Source organism: Pantoea sp. Cy-640 (assembly GCF_011752635.1).
Lineage (GTDB): Bacteria > Pseudomonadota > Gammaproteobacteria > Enterobacterales > Enterobacteriaceae > Pantoea > Pantoea dispersa.
Genome location: NZ_VWXB01000001.1, coordinates 1,076,623 through 1,090,975 on the forward strand (window position 1 = coordinate 1,076,623; position 14,353 = coordinate 1,090,975).

Here is a 14,353-nt window from a genome sequence, read left to right on the forward strand (position 1 = left end):
GCGCAGGTTCAGCGCAGATTACGCAGCCGCTGCCTTGTGCCAGGCGGGACGGCGTCCCACAGCGCACAGGTTTTGCCCTCAAGCGCCTGATAAAAAGGGCTAATGGACTCATCGCATTCCAGCGCGGAATTAAACAGCACCTGACCGGTTTCTGCGTCAATGCTAATCATTTTGTTGATAAACAGCCGCTGCAGGTCGCTGCGCAGGAACAGGCCGTTGTCGACGCTGTTATCCGCCAGAAAGCCCTCTTCATTCTCCTGGGTATCGATATGGCAGGCTTCCACCCACGGCCAGCTGTGGCGCTCGGTTAAGCGCGTGCCGGTAATAATGCAGGCACCATAGCGCGCTTTCACCGCCGCGCTGAACTCCGCCTGGCTGGCGCGCTGGAAAACTTTCGCCTTGACGCGCCGCCCCACTTCGGTACCCGGCATCACCGCGCTGGGCATTTTCTGCTGCGGCGTGCTGAGCACCACTAAAAACTGGATCTTGCGCGACAGCGGGAAACAGGGGTGCGCCTGCGGATCGAACAGCTGCCAGTACTCATCCTCTTCGGTCTGACGCATCAGCACCAGCTTAAAACCGCGGCTGTTGAGCAGGTTTTGCGCTTCCGCCGAGCGGGGATCGAGCATCGCATACACCCGGGTTTCGCCAATCACTTTCCAGCGTCCGCTTTTACGCGCTTCATCGTTACGACGAAAATAGAGAAACGCCTGCTGGTTTTTAAGGTAATGCTCGAAGCGGCGCAGGTAGTTTTTGCGCTCGTTATCGTCAGAGACGAACAGCAGATCCTCCAGCGGACTGTTCAGCTCCTCCTGCGCAAACAGCGCGCGGATCACCAGGTTGCGGTAGCTGGTTGACGGGCTGAGCAACCCGCGGGCGGTGAGCTCCTTCTCCTCCGGATGCTGCTGCGCATAGCGCAGCGCGATCTCATCGAAGGTCAGTTGCTCACCCGGTAACAAGTCATAATTGAAGCGCATAGACACCCCAGAAACAGGAAAAATAGAGCGTAAAAATTGGAATGATTCTGAAGAGGGTTATCGGCAGTTCTGACCCGGGCTGTAACAGGATGGTTACTTTTTTGAGGTTATGATGCGCAAGGGGAAATCGTCTGCCGCGCAAGAGCCCAATTTGATTTAGCTCAGCAGGAATGCCCACGCGCTGCTTTTCTCTCCTTCCGCTTATCCCCGGCAATGCCCGCTTTTTTATCGGTTATTCGCGCCATCAATTATTCCTGCGCGCTCGTATGCTCACAGCATGACTCTGTGGAGAGCAGAGACGCGTAATAAGGAAGGCAATGATGAAAGGTATAGTGCTGGCGGGCGGGACAGGTTCCCGCCTGCATCCTGTAACCTGCGGCGTATCGAAGCAGCTGTTACCGGTTTATGACAAACCGATGATTTACTATCCACTTTCGGTGCTGATGCTGGCAGGCATTCGTGACATCCTGGTGATTACTACCGCTGAAGATCTGGCGGGATTCCAGCGTTTGCTGGGCGACGGCAGCCATTTCGGCGTCAATCTGCAGTTCGCGGTGCAGCCATCGCCCGATGGCCTGGCGCAGGCGTTTATCATCGGTGAGTCTTTTATTGCCGGTGAGCACTGCGCATTAGTGCTGGGCGATAACATTTTCTTTGGTCAAAGCTTTGGTAAAAAGCTCGAAGATGTGGTCACGCGGCCGCAGGGCGCTACGGTATTTGGCTATCAGGTGATGGACCCCGAGCGCTTCGGCGTGGTGGAGTTTGATAAGCAGTTCCGCGCGCTGTCCATTGAAGAAAAACCGCCTCAGCCAAAATCGAACTATGCCGTCACCGGCCTCTATTTTTACGATAAAAACGTCTGCGCCATGGCGCGGGAAGTTCGCCCTTCTCCCCGCGGCGAGCTGGAAATTACCACCCTCAATCAGATGTATCTCGACGATGGATTGCTCAACGTCGAAGTGCTGGGACGTGGCTTTGCCTGGCTCGACACCGGTACCCACGAGAGCTTACTCGAAGCGTCACACTTCATTCATACCATTGAAAAGCGCCAGGGCTTCAAAATTGCCTGTCTGGAAGAGATCGCCTGGCGCAAGCGCTGGATCGGCAGCGAGTCGCTGCTGCAGCGCGCCGCCTATCTCGGCAAAACGCAGTATGGTCACTATCTGAAGATGCTGGTGGAGGAGTGAGATGGAGGTCATCACCACGAAAATTGCTGATGTAAAAATCATCCAGCCTAAAGTATTTGGCGATGCCCGCGGCTTCTTCCTCGAAACCTTTGAGAAGCGGCGTTATCAGCAACTGCTGGATATTGACCTGGATTTTGTGCAGGACAACTACTCCCGTTCGGCGCGTAACGTGCTGCGCGGGCTGCATTTTCAGAAAACCCAGCCGCAAGGCAAACTGGTGCGCGTGGTACGCGGCGCGGTATTTGACGTTGCCGTCGATATCCGTGCGGATTCGCCCACCTTTGGCCAATGGACCGGGCTGGAGCTGTCTGAAGAGAACAAAACCCAGTTGTGGATCCCACCGGGTCTGGCACACGGTTTTGTGGTGCTCTCCGAGGTCGCCGACTTCGAATACAAATGTACTGATTACTACAACCCACAGGATGAAGCCTGCCTGATGTGGAATGACGCTGAAATTGCGGTGCAATGGCCGGTAGCGACGCCTCTGCTATCGGTAAAAGATCAACAAGGACTCTCCCTGCAGGAGTTAGTGCAATGCGCGTTTTGTTAACCGGTGCTTATGGCCAGCTTGGCCGTTGTTTACTGGATCGGGTGCCGGCAGAGTGGGTGCTGCTAGCCTGTGGCTCTGCCGAGTTAGATATTACCGACCGCCCGGCGGTGGAACGGGTGGTGAAGAAATTCCGTCCCGATGTGATCATCAATGCCGCCGCGTATACCGCGGTCGATAAGGCAGAAACCGACCGTATCCGCGCCATGAAGGTCAATGCCATCGGCCCGGAAAATCTCGCCATCGCCGCTCACCAGCAGGGCGCCCGCTTGATTCATCTCTCCACCGATTACGTGTTTGATGGCAGTAAAAAAACGCCTTATACCGAAAGCGATCTGCCCTGCCCGATTAATTTCTACGGCCTGAGCAAATGGGAGGGTGAGAAACGCGTATTCTCCGTGCTGCCGGACGCCGTAGTGATTCGCACCTCATGGGTGTTCAGTGAGTACGGTGCAAACTTTGTCAAAACCATGCTGCGGCTGGCAGAAACCCGCAGCGAAATCAGCGTGGTAAACGATCAGTTCGGCTGCCCGACCTATGCCGGCGATCTGGCACAGGCGATTATCACCCTGGCATCCCGCGCGGAAGCAGCCGGCGTTTATCATTACTGTGGCGATGTGGCGGTCAGCTGGTGCGAATTCGCCCAGGCGATTTTTGTGGCCGCGCAGCGGGATGTGCTGGTGAAAGGGATTGGCAGTGCGCAATATCCGATGGCGGCGGCAAGGCCGGTCAACAGCGTAATGAATACCGCCCGGATAGCGGCGCTGGGGGTTGAGGCTTCGGACTGGCAAAACCGCGTGCAATCCGCCTGCTTAACCGGTGATTCAGCCACCGTTCAGCCTGTTCCTGACATCACCGCCCTGCAATAATATCAAACAAGGCGTCTCAGACGCCTTGTTATTATCCCACCAGAGGTAACGCGCGGCTCGTTAGCTTTTGCTCAGCCAGGCGGTGAATGATTTGCACAATATTGTCAACTTCGGCCAATGCTAAGCCAGGATAGACCGGCAAACATAACACGCGCTGAGACATTTGTTGTGCAATCGGTAAGGCCGCTTCATCAGCACTGGGTAATCCACGATACATCGGGAAACTGGTAATCAGCGGATAGAAATAACGACGGGCAATAATGTTGTGCTCACGCAGATGAGCATAAAGCTCATCACGACTCAGCGGAAAATCTTCCGTTACCATCACCGGCAGATAAGAGTAGTTCCATTCAACATCAGCCGGAATATGCGGCAGCGTAATGCCATCGATTTCCGCGAGCAAATCATAATAGTGCGCCTGAATACGCGCCCGCTCCGCTAATGCCTGGTCGATGTGCTTTAACTGCAGCAGGCCAAAGGCCGATTGCACCTCGTTCATCTTGCCGTTAATGCCGGTCGCCACAATGGTGGTTTCATCTGCAAAGCCAAAATTCTTCAGGTAATCGATGCGCTTTTTGGTTTTAGCATCCGGGCAAATAATTGCGCCACCTTCAATGGTATTGAAAACCTTCGTTGCGTGAAAACTTAAAATCGACAAGTCACCATAATTCAATATGCTGTTGCCGTTTTTACGGACGCCAAAGGCGTGAGCCGCATCGTAAATGACTTTCAGCCCGTACAGGTCAGCGATGCGCTGAATATTCTCCACGTCGCACGGATTGCCGTAGCAGTGCACCGGCATAATGGCTGTGGTTTGCGGTGTAATGGCCTGCTCTATTTTGGAGGCATCAATATTACAGCTTATCGGGTCGATATCGACAAACACCGGGGTTAACCCATTCCACAACAGAGAATGCGAGGTGGCGACAAAAGAATAAGGTGTGGTGATGACTTCACCGGTAATACGCAACGCCTGCAGCGCCGTCAGCAATGCCAGCGTGCCATTGGTAAATAAGCAGAGATGCTCAACACCTAAATAGCGTGCCAGTTCCTGTTCAAGTTGCTGATGGAAGGGCCCGCCGTTGGTCAGGACTTTATTCTGCCAGATCTGTTCAAGGTAAGGCATGAACTCTTCCAGCGGTGGCATAAGCGGGCTGGTTACATACACAGGTTTATTATTCATAATCGTTCACCTCAGCAGAGTGCCTTTTCACACCAACTCACCCTGAAGGTTATCAGCCGGGTCATTCCCTGCAGAACAGGTATTCGCCTCAGCCAGCGATGAGGCGGTGAATGACCGCAGAGTGTGGTGTTATCCAGATAGATTGAAACTGCATTGACCCGCTGCGGTGCAGCAGGTCAAAAATTAACGCTTCAGCGTCCAGGCTTGTGACCAGCTTTGCAGGTTCTCGCCTTCCAGCATCCAGTCCTGGCGAATTTCCTGCTGCAGCCTGGCGCCCATTTGGGCACTCGCTGCGGGGTCCAGCAGATGCATATTGATGGCGTCCACCCAGTCTTTGTGGCGGTTCTTCACGCGCGTGACGGTTAAATCACCGCGATAACACGCCACATCACTGCAAATCACCGGAATGCCGCAGGCACCATATTCCATCAGGCGCAGATTACTTTTACAGGTGTTGAAAAAGTTATCTTCGACAGGCGCTAACGCGAGGTCGAGATTAAGCGAAGCCAGTTTGGCCGGATAACGCTCAATTTCTACACCGTGATGATATTCATGAATAAAAGGCCGCAGCTTTGGCGGGCACATGCCAAAAAACACCCATTCCACGTCATTAGCAAAATGGCGCACCACATCGACAATCATTTCCAGATCGCCGGTATGACTGGAGCCCCCGGCCCAGCCAACGCGTGGTTTTTTCCCCTGATTGCGCAGCGACTGCAGCTTGCCCCACCAGTCATGCGAAAGACGGTTTTTACGCACCACAATATCGTGGTGCATATCCGCGAACGCTTCGGCTAGGGGTTCGGTGGATACGACAAAGCGATCCATATAACTCAGGCTGCGCCGCATCAGTTTTTTAACATCGTTGCCAAACTGTGAGCGATGATGGTTTTTGAGCGGAATATTGGGCAGGTAGTCGTCGAGCTCATAAATTTTGAATGCCTGCGTATGCTTACTGACTTTCTCCAGCCATTCATGGAACTCGGCGTCAATCCGACGCTGGAAAATCAGGCTATCGGGCGCGAAACGATTGAGCTCGGCAACATTAATCAGCGTGGAGGAGAGTTTGCCATCCACCAGGCCGGCATCACGCATCGCCTCATAGGGCTTGATGATGCGATAGTAACCACAACCGGCAAAATCAGCCATGAAAGGCATAACCACCGGCAAAGGCCGCCACGAAAGCGGACGCCATGTCAGTTCGCTGTCGGAGGACACGCTAAAGTTGATGTTGTTGAGCGTCAGGTTGGGGTTATACGCTGGATCCTGGGTCACGATGGCCTGCCATTTTTGCAGCTGACGATCTTCCTCCTGGCTTCGACTCTGCGTGTCGATCGTTAGTTCAGGATTAACCTGCCGCAGCATACGCACGTACGGTGTCCAGACCGTCATCAACCCGGCTTCGCGCACGCGCAGACAGAAGTCGACATCGTCGAAATGCTGCAGCGTCTCATCCAGACCCTCAACGGCGCGAAACACCTCGGTACGCACCATCATCAGATCGCCTGACACCGCGCTGTAGTTCTGGTCGGCTTGCAAACGCGCCATGTGTCCCGCGGTTTCATGGCTCTCACCATAGAACGGCTCACCCACCAGACCGTTAATCCCCAGCACATAACCGGCGTGGCGTACCTGGCCATTTGCGTAGATTTGCCGGGCGCCAACAATAGCGACTTCCGGACGTTGTGCATGGTTAAGCAGGTTTTCCAGCCAGCTGTTATCAAGCATGGCTAAATCGCTACTCAGCAGTAGCAGGTAATCGCCTCTGGCCACAGCGGCGGCGGCATTGACCATTCTGGCGCGATGAAAACCGCCCTCAATCTGCAATGCGCGAATGCGCGCCGGGTCGATCTCAGCGATACCGCGCAGCCATTCGTCCTGGGCGGCGCTTCCGCCCTGAGCAGAAACCAGGAGCAATTCATAATTCTGTGAGGTGGTTTTTTCCATCAGCGAGGTGACGCAACTCACCAGGTTCGCCAGGTGATTACTCACCAGGACGATGATGGAAACCGGGGCCGACTGCGGGTGACCATAATGCAGCTGATAAACATTGTGTGGGCTCAGGCTGACATCGGCCTGTGCGTAGCCGCGGTGCTGCAGGTGGGTGCGGATGAGGGCGCGCTCTTCATCCACCGGCTGTCGTAATGAGGCGGTCTGCACTAACGGCTCAGCCAGATGCCCAATCACGTTAAAAGGCTGGCTTTCGATGGTGCGCAGAATCACGTCCAGTTCAAAACAGCCCGGCCAGTGCGTGGCAAACCCGCCTGTCTGTTGCAAAAATTCGCGGCGGAACAGCCAGTGGCAGGCCATTCTCGATGGATTACTGAGCAGCAGGTCAAGGTTAAAGTCAGGGCGGAAGGATGCGCCAACCGGACGGCCATTGACCGGATACACCTCATCGGCATAAATCAACTGGCAATGACCGACCTCCGGCAGCACCGTTCCCAGCGCCTGCAAACCTGAGGTATACAGCTGACTGCCGGCCCGTAATACTATCAGCCAGTCGAAATGTCCCTCTTCGGTCAGCGTGTTGAGCGCAGCGACTACCTGATTGTCGCGCACATCAATACGCTGCACAGAGGCCGGAATAAACGATTGATACGGTGCCGCCAGCACCACCGGCTGCAGGCTCAGGCCGGCCACAGCGACATCCAGGCTGGCCTGTGTCAGCAGCCACTCGGTCTCAGTCGCGTCGCGCACATCAATCACCACGGCAATACGTGCGACCGGCTGACTGGCAAGATGCTGTGCAATCAGCTGTTGTTCGATGGGCCGCAGCGTGCGTTGACGGAACCACTCGGCAAAATGGCTCTCTACCCGCGCATTCTGCAGCGCCGTTGTCAGGTCAAACGGCTGGAAGTCCTGCTGGCTGCGCAGCGTGGCGTGACGAATCCAGCCCTGCGGCAGCTGCTCATCATACCAGCCCAGTTTTTTGATCTCTTCCGGAAAGCGCTGGTGAGACTGACTGGCAATGTGGCCATCGAGGCGCGCTTCCTGACTGGTTTGCTCACGCGAGATACGAATCTGCGCCAGCACCTGCGGTAAATAGACCAGATGACCTTGACGTAATAAGCGCAGGTAAATCACCAGATCGGCAATGAACGGTAGCCCTTCATCGATCAACGCATGCAGCTCGCGCTGCTCCTCCACCAGCTTGTGCAGCGCCGCGCTGCGCACTAATACGGCACTGGGTTCACCGATAAAGTTGTTCAGGAAATCAGCCTGCCAGCGGGCCATATCCTGACCATGGAAAATCGTGTCTTCTAATACCGGCGATACACTGTAAATCTCGTCTGCCATCGCCTTACCGACGGAATCAATGCGATTACGTCTGGCTGTCGCCATCACCGCTTGCGGCACCTGCGACAGCGCCGCGACTAATTGCGACACGGCCTGCGGCAGAAGTACATCATCATCATAAAGGAATTTTACGTATTCGCCTTTGGCGCGACGTATAGCCTGACTGAGGTTAGCGATTTCGCCCAGCGCGGGACGATGACGCTGGTAGTGGATAGGAAACCGACTGGTTTCCTGACAGGCAGTGACAATATCCTCGATTTTTGCATCAGGACAATCATCGCCAATGATGATTTCACAATGAGGGTAATCCTGTGCTAATGCACTTTTCAGCGCCAGTTCAAACCAGGTGGCTTTATAAGCAGGAATGATTATGCTTACCAGTGCGTTCGCGTTCATTGTCGGTTGTATCCTCAGCCTCAGCGATAACTCACGTCTGTGTGACGTCTCTTTCAGCTCAGAATACGCGGCGCGCCCGGAAACAATCGCGCCATTATCCAGTAAAAAAGCGGTTAATCCCGCCCATAAAAAAGGCCCCCAATTGGGGGCCTGATCTGCGTAAGAAAGAATTAACGCAGCAGAGACAGCATGGTCTGTGGCACCTGGTTGGCCTGCGCCAGCACCGAAGAACCCGCCTGCTGCAGGATCTGCGCGCGCGACATGTTCGACACTTCTGTCGCGTAGTCAGAATCCTGAATACGGCTGCGCGCAGCTGACAGGTTGTTCACGGTGTTGTTCAGGTTGGTGATGGTTGACTCAAAGCGGTTCTGTGAGGCACCCAGCAGGCTGCGCTGTGAGTCAACAGATTTGATGGCCGCATCGATGTCTGCCAGTGGCGTGGTGCCGGACGCTGCGCCAGACGCGCCGCCGGTGACTGCGCCTTTCAGCACGTCAAAACCAACGGCTTCAGTAGAGCGCGCGGTACCGTTAACGGTATCGCCTGAGGTCATTGCTCGGGTGTTCAGCGCGGTGCCGCTGGTGCCGGCTTTCGCCAGGTTATAACCATCGCTTGAGCTGATGGTGATGGCGATGGTTTCGCCATCTTTTGAACCCACCTGGAAGCTGTAGTCGGTAGAGCCGGAACCGGTGTTCAGCACTTTGATGCCGTTGAAGTCGGTCTGCGACGTTACGCGGTTGATCTCTTCCATACGCTGGTTAACTTCAGCCTGGATGGAGTCGATGTCTGAGGCCGAGTTCGAGCTGTTCTGCGCCTGCACGGTCAGGTCACGCACACGCTGCAGGTTGTTGTTGATCTCGGACAGCGCGCCTTCAGCGGTCTGAGCCAGTGAGATACCGTCGTTGGCGTTACGGGCAGCAACGGTCAGACCGTTGATGTTAGAGGTGAAGCGGTTAGCAATCGCCTGACCTGCAGCGTCATCTTTTGCGCTGTTAATACGCAGACCAGAAGAGAGACGCTCAATAGCGGTACCCAGAGAAGCCTGAGATTTTGACAGGTTGTTCTGAGTCGTCAGCGACAATGTGTTGGTATTAATCACTGCCATAGCAAGTTTCCTTTATTAAGAGAGATAATTCAGCCCTTCAGGCCTGCGGTTCAACACCGTATTAAAGTTATCGACAGGCTGCGCAAAAACTTCACTCTTTTTAATAGTGATTTTGTCGTCTTTGCAGACAAAAAATAGATCTTAACAATCAGAAAATTAGCAACGCAGCTGTGGCTACCCTCTTCCGGAAATAAAAAAAAACGGAGCCAGCTGGCTCCGTTGAAGTCTGCGCGTTTGCGATTAACGCAGCAGAGACAGCATGGTCTGTGGCACCTGGTTGGCCTGCGCCAGCACCGAAGAACCTGCCTGCTGCAGGATCTGCGCGCGCGACATGTTCGATACTTCTGTCGCGTAGTCAGAGTCCTGAATACGGCTGCGCGCCGATGACAGGTTGTTCACGGTGTTGTTCAGGTTGGTGATGGTGGACTCAAAGCGGTTCTGTGAGGCACCCAGCAGGCTGCGCTGTGAATCGACGGCTTTGATAGCGGAGTCGATGTCTGCCAGAGGCGTGCTGCCGGACGCTGCGCCAGACGCGCCGCCGGTGACTGCGCCTTTCAGCACGTCAAAACCAACAGCTTCAGTAGAGCGCGCGGTACCGTTAACGGTATCGCCTGAGGTCATCGCACGGGTGTTCAGATCGGTACCGCTGGTGCCCGCTTTCGCCAGGTTGAATTTGTCGCTTGAGCTCAGGGTGATGGCGATGGTTTCGCCATCTTTCGCACCGATCTGGAAGCTGTAGTCGGTAGAGCCGGAACCGGTGTTCAGCACTTTGATGCCGTTGAAGTCGGTCTGCGACGTTACGCGGTTGATCTCTTCCATACGCTGGTTAACTTCAGCCTGGATGGAATCGATGTCTGAGGCCGAGTTCGAGCTGTTCTGCGCCTGTACGGTCAGGTCACGCACACGCTGCAGGTTGTTGTTGATCTCGGACAGCGCGCCTTCAGCGGTCTGAGCCAGTGAGATACCGTCGTTGGCGTTACGGGCAGCAACGGTCAGGCCGTTGATGTTGGAGGTGAAGCGGTTAGCAATCGCCTGACCTGCAGCATCATCTTTGGCGCTGTTAATACGCAGACCAGAAGAGAGACGCTCAATAGCGGTACCCAGAGAAGCCTGTGACTTGGACAGGTTGTTCTGCGTGGTCAGCGACAAGGTGTTAGTGTTAATGACTGCCATGATGTTTATTCCTTAACTGATGATGAATTCAGGTCGAAAACCCGTGGCGTTCTCGCCGTCGCCAAAATTTATCGGCAGCCGCTGCGTAAGCTTTAATGATGATTTCATTAAAATTAAGCGGTAAGGAATGATCGAAGAAAATCTCAGCAGCAGAAATAAAAAAGGGCCCCATACGGGGCCCGGTCTGTGCGCGAGAGAATTAACGCAGCAGAGACAGCATGGTCTGTGGCACCTGGTTGGCCTGCGCCAGCACCGAAGAACCCGCCTGCTGCAGGATCTGCGCGCGCGACATGTTCGACACTTCTGTCGCGTAGTCAGAATCCTGAATACGGCTGCGCGCAGCTGACAGGTTGTTCACGGTGTTGTTCAGGTTGGTGATGGTTGACTCAAAGCGGTTCTGTGAGGCACCCAGCAGGCTGCGCTGTGAGTCAACAGATTTGATGGCCGCATCGATGTCTGCCAGTGGCGTGGTGCCGGACGCTGCGCCAGACGCGCCGCCGGTGACTGCGCCTTTCAGCACGTCAAAACCAACTGCTTCAGTAGAGCGCGCGGTACCGTTAACGGTATCGCCTGAGGTCATCGCACGGGTGTTCAGCGCGGTGCCGCTGGTGCCGGCTTTCGCCAGGTTGTAACCATCGCTGGAGCTGATGGTGATAGCGATGGTTTCGCCATCTTTTGAACCCACCTGGAAGCTGTAGTCGGTTGAGCCGGAACCGGTGTTCAGCACTTTGATGCCGTTGAAATCAGTCTGCGAGGTTACGCGGTTGATCTCTTCCATACGCTGGTTAACTTCAGCCTGGATGGAGTCGATGTCTGAAGCCGAGTTGGAGCTGTTCTGCGCCTGCACGGTCAGGTCACGCACACGCTGCAGGTTGTTGTTGATCTCGGACAGCGCGCCTTCAGCGGTCTGTGCCAGAGAGATACCGTCGTTGGCGTTACGGGCAGCAACGGTCAGGCCGTTGATGTTGGAGGTGAAGCGGTTAGCAATCGCCTGACCTGCAGCATCATCTTTGGCGCTGTTAATACGCAGACCAGAAGAGAGACGCTCAATAGCGGTACCCAGAGAAGCCTGTGACTTGGACAGGTTGTTCTGCGTGGTCAGCGACAATGTGTTGGTATTGATAACGGCCATGATAAATTCCTTGAGTCAATGAGTTGAGATTCTATCGGGCTTTTGGCCCGAGGCCATTCAGCTTGCTTTGGTTATCGTCGATGCCTGAGAAAACCTTAGCTATTTTTTTAAACCCCGAAAACAGGCCCTTATCCCTTCTTTATTTGCCTCATTGTTTTTTTATATTTTGTCTAATATTTTTCCGCTCACTGCCGATACCCTCCTCAGTGATTATCCACCTATAAAGGATTACAACATGGCAAGTGTAAGTAACCTCAATGCTGGTAATAGCCTGGGTTTGAGCGATCTGTATGACCAGCTTGAAACGGCAGAAAAAGCCAACCTGACGCCAATTACAAATCAGCAAACCTCTTATAAAGCCAAGCTGACAGCATGGGGCGTCGTGCAAACGGCACTGGCGAAAGTCCAGACAGCTGCCGCAGCGCTCAAAGACACATCTGCAATTGCCTCAACCAAAGTCAGCAGCACCAACACCGCGTTCACCGCCACGCTGGCCAATGATGCGGCGGCCGGTAACTTTTCGGTTGAAGTCACCCAACTGGCTAAAGCGCAGTCGCTGCTATCGAAAAGCGCGACCAGTAAAGATGGCGATTTAGGCGATTCCAGCCTCGCCTCGCGCACCATCACCCTTACGCAACCGGGTCAGAAAGACCCCATGACCATCACGCTGAGCAAAGATCAAACCAGCCTGACGGACATTAAAGATGCCATAAACAAGCAACAGGGCAGCGTTACCGCCAGTATTATCAAGTCCGATGACAATACCTATTATCTGGCTCTGACCTCGCGTGATACCGGCACCACCAATGAGATGACGGTTTCTACCGATGACAGCGCCCTGGCGCAGTATATTGGTTTTACCAAAGGTGGCAGCAGCAATGGTATGACGGAGCAGGTGGAAGCGGCCGATGCCAAACTGAGCATCAATGGCGTCGCCATCACCCGCAGCAGCAACACCATTACTGATGCGCCGGAAGGCGTCACGCTGAACCTGACCAAAACCAACACCGGCAGCCCGGAAACCTTATCCGTCACCAAGGATAATGCGCCGATGATCGCCGCGGTGCAGGCTTATGTTGACGCGTACAACTCGCTGCAGACCACCATCAGTAACCAGACCAAATACACCGCCGTGGATCAGGGCAGTACCTCGCAGGACTCCAGCAATGGCGATCTGTTAGGTGATGGCACGCTGCGTAACATTCAGACCAGCCTGCGCTCCAAGCTGTCCACCAGTGCCCAAAGCGGCGGCAGTATTTCCCTGCTGTCACAGATCGGCATTACCCAGGATGTGAATGGCAAGCTGACCGTCGACAGCACCAAACTGAACAAAGCGCTGGATGAAAAATCGGCGGATGTGGTCAGTTTCCTGTCCGGTGACGGCAAAACCACCGGCTTTGCGACGCAAACCAGTAACTATCTGGATCAGATTTTAGGCAGCAATGGCTCTGTACAGAACGCCACTGACGGCATCAATAAAACGCTGAAGAAACTGTCTGACGATTACGATCGGGTAAACGCACAGATTACCGCCACTATGGCGCGCTACAAGACCCAGTTCACGAACCTGAATACGCTGGTCTCATCCATGACCCAGACGCAGAACTATCTGACGCAACAGTTCGCGAACATGAGCAGTTAACAGGAGTTAAATATGTACGCTAAATCGGGAACGCAGGCCTACGCACAGGTCGGTCTGGAAAGTGCCGTGTTAAGCGCCAGCCCACATCAGCTGGTGGTTTTATTGTTTGATGGCGCGCTCAGCGCCATGAAGAAAGCCACCATTCTGATGGATCAGGGCGACATTCCCGGTAAAGGCCAGGCGCTGTCGAAAGCCATTAATATCATTACTAATGGCTTACGCGCCGGGCTGAATCATGAAGCCGGTGGAGAGATTTCTGCTAATCTGGATAATCTTTACGAGTACATGACCCGCCGTCTGCTGGAAGCCAACCTGCACAACGATCCGGCAGCGATTGCGGAAGTCGAGCGCTTGCTGAGCAACATTGCCGACGCGTGGAAACAAATTGGTCCTCACGCCGTTCAGGAAGCGTAACCATGACTTCAGATAACGACCTGTTGCAGGGGTATCAGCGTTTGCTCAGCCTGAGTAATCAGATGTTGAAACAGGCGCGCCAGGGGCACTGGGATGATTTAGTGGCCAGTGAGGCAGCTTACGTAAGCAGCGTTACGCATGTAGCGCGCGGCCGTGATACCTCCGCCCTGCCTGCTGCGCTGCGTGTCCAGTTACGGCCCATGCTGAAGCAGGTGATGGACAATGAGCTTGAAATTAAGCAGTTGATGGCGACCCGCATGGAAGAGCTGCGTTCGCTGGTCCAGCAAACCACGCAGCAACAGAAAGTCACCAACGCTTATGGTCGTTTTTCCAGTCAGGTGCTTTATCCCAGCGATTTATAATCCTCTCTGTCAGGGAGACGCTGTTCTCCCTGGATTCTTACCGCCCCCGCCATGCTAAGCGTTTAATT

Annotated in this window: 12 protein-coding genes; 6 read left to right on the forward strand and 6 right to left on the reverse strand. The window is 54.5% G+C overall.

The window, feature by feature from the left end:
• Nucleotides 1–8: 8 nt before the first annotated feature.
• Entirely contained in the window at nt 9–977 is a 969-nt protein-coding gene (locus F3J36_RS05330; RefSeq protein ID WP_088517721.1) for an HNH endonuclease signature motif containing protein, read from the reverse strand.
• 320 nt (nt 978–1,297) lie between these two features.
• On the opposite strand from F3J36_RS05330, the gene rfbA reads away from it, so the two are divergent.
• From rfbA to rfbD, 3 genes are read left to right on the forward strand one after another with little or no spacing between them, the layout of a single operon-like run.
• Nucleotides 1,298–2,164: a glucose-1-phosphate thymidylyltransferase RfbA gene (gene rfbA / locus F3J36_RS05335; RefSeq protein ID WP_166719135.1), complete on the forward strand. Its 867-nt coding sequence runs from the start codon at nt 1,298–1,300 to the stop codon at nt 2,162–2,164.
• A gap of 1 nt (nt 2,165) precedes the next feature.
• Nucleotides 2,166–2,714, forward strand: a complete 549-nt coding sequence (gene rfbC / locus F3J36_RS05340) for a dTDP-4-dehydrorhamnose 3,5-epimerase (RefSeq protein ID WP_021509897.1) — start codon at nt 2,166–2,168, stop codon at nt 2,712–2,714.
• Entirely contained in the window at nt 2,699–3,580 is an 882-nt protein-coding gene (gene rfbD, locus F3J36_RS05345) for a dTDP-4-dehydrorhamnose reductase (RefSeq protein WP_166719092.1), read from the forward strand. The genes rfbC and rfbD overlap by 16 nt, the downstream gene beginning before the upstream one ends.
• Before the next feature lie 31 nt (nt 3,581–3,611).
• On the opposite strand, the gene F3J36_RS05350 is transcribed toward rfbD, so the two are convergent.
• From F3J36_RS05350 to F3J36_RS05370, 5 genes are all read right to left on the reverse strand, one after another.
• A complete protein-coding gene (locus tag F3J36_RS05350) occupies nt 3,612–4,763 on the reverse strand; it encodes a DegT/DnrJ/EryC1/StrS aminotransferase family protein (protein WP_021509895.1) in 1,152 nt (383 codons plus the stop codon).
• Between the two features lie 183 nt (nt 4,764–4,946).
• On the reverse strand, nt 4,947–8,459 hold the full coding sequence (locus F3J36_RS05355; protein WP_166719093.1) for a glycosyltransferase: 3,513 nt from the start codon (nt 8,457–8,459) through the stop codon (nt 4,947–4,949).
• 170 nt (nt 8,460–8,629) lie between these two features.
• Nucleotides 8,630–9,562 carry a flagellin gene (locus tag F3J36_RS05360; RefSeq protein WP_058757414.1) on the reverse strand — a complete coding sequence of 311 codons (933 nt, stop codon included), beginning with the start codon at nt 9,560–9,562 and terminating at the stop codon, nt 8,630–8,632.
• A 240-nt stretch (nt 9,563–9,802) separates the two neighbouring features.
• Nucleotides 9,803–10,735 (reverse strand): flagellin, encoded by a 933-nt coding sequence (locus F3J36_RS05365; RefSeq protein ID WP_166719094.1) that lies wholly within the window; start codon nt 10,733–10,735, stop codon nt 9,803–9,805.
• Between the two features lie 199 nt (nt 10,736–10,934).
• Nucleotides 10,935–11,867, reverse strand: a complete 933-nt coding sequence (locus F3J36_RS05370) for a flagellin (RefSeq protein ID WP_058757414.1) — start codon at nt 11,865–11,867, stop codon at nt 10,935–10,937.
• Between the two features lie 235 nt (nt 11,868–12,102).
• Between F3J36_RS05370 and fliD the strand changes: the two genes are divergently transcribed.
• From fliD to fliT, 3 genes are read left to right on the forward strand one after another with little or no spacing between them, the layout of a single operon-like run.
• Nucleotides 12,103–13,509 (forward strand): flagellar filament capping protein FliD, encoded by a 1,407-nt coding sequence (gene fliD / locus F3J36_RS05375; protein WP_166719095.1) that lies wholly within the window; start codon nt 12,103–12,105, stop codon nt 13,507–13,509.
• Between the two features lie 12 nt (nt 13,510–13,521).
• Nucleotides 13,522–13,923, forward strand: coding sequence for a flagellar export chaperone FliS (fliS, locus tag F3J36_RS05380; protein WP_021509889.1), 402 nt, complete (start codon nt 13,522–13,524; stop codon nt 13,921–13,923).
• Between the two features lie 2 nt (nt 13,924–13,925).
• Nucleotides 13,926–14,285, forward strand: coding sequence for a flagella biosynthesis regulatory protein FliT (fliT, locus tag F3J36_RS05385; protein ID WP_166719096.1), 360 nt, complete (start codon nt 13,926–13,928; stop codon nt 14,283–14,285).
• The last annotated feature ends 68 nt before the right edge of the window (nt 14,286–14,353 follow it).

What these genes read in the sequence shown, in the direction of transcription:
- F3J36_RS05330 (WP_088517721.1), bottom strand. Translation starts at nt 977, where the DNA reads ATGCGCTTCAATTATGACTTGTTACCGGGTGAGCAACTGACCTTCGAT.
- rfbA (WP_166719135.1), top strand. Translation starts at nt 1,298, where the DNA reads ATGAAAGGTATAGTGCTGGCGGGCGGGACAGGTTCCCGCCTGCATCCT.
- rfbC (WP_021509897.1), top strand. Translation starts at nt 2,166, where the DNA reads ATGGAGGTCATCACCACGAAAATTGCTGATGTAAAAATCATCCAGCCT.
- rfbD (WP_166719092.1), top strand. Translation starts at nt 2,699, where the DNA reads ATGCGCGTTTTGTTAACCGGTGCTTATGGCCAGCTTGGCCGTTGTTTA.
- F3J36_RS05350 (WP_021509895.1), bottom strand. Translation starts at nt 4,763, where the DNA reads ATGAATAATAAACCTGTGTATGTAACCAGCCCGCTTATGCCACCGCTG.
- F3J36_RS05355 (WP_166719093.1), bottom strand. Translation starts at nt 8,459, where the DNA reads ATGAACGCGAACGCACTGGTAAGCATAATCATTCCTGCTTATAAAGCC.
- F3J36_RS05360 (WP_058757414.1), bottom strand. Translation starts at nt 9,562, where the DNA reads ATGGCAGTGATTAATACCAACACATTGTCGCTGACGACTCAGAACAAC.
- F3J36_RS05365 (WP_166719094.1), bottom strand. Translation starts at nt 10,735, where the DNA reads ATGGCAGTCATTAACACTAACACCTTGTCGCTGACCACGCAGAACAAC.
- F3J36_RS05370 (WP_058757414.1), bottom strand. Translation starts at nt 11,867, where the DNA reads ATGGCCGTTATCAATACCAACACATTGTCGCTGACCACGCAGAACAAC.
- fliD (WP_166719095.1), top strand. Translation starts at nt 12,103, where the DNA reads ATGGCAAGTGTAAGTAACCTCAATGCTGGTAATAGCCTGGGTTTGAGC.
- fliS (WP_021509889.1), top strand. Translation starts at nt 13,522, where the DNA reads ATGTACGCTAAATCGGGAACGCAGGCCTACGCACAGGTCGGTCTGGAA.
- fliT (WP_166719096.1), top strand. Translation starts at nt 13,926, where the DNA reads ATGACTTCAGATAACGACCTGTTGCAGGGGTATCAGCGTTTGCTCAGC.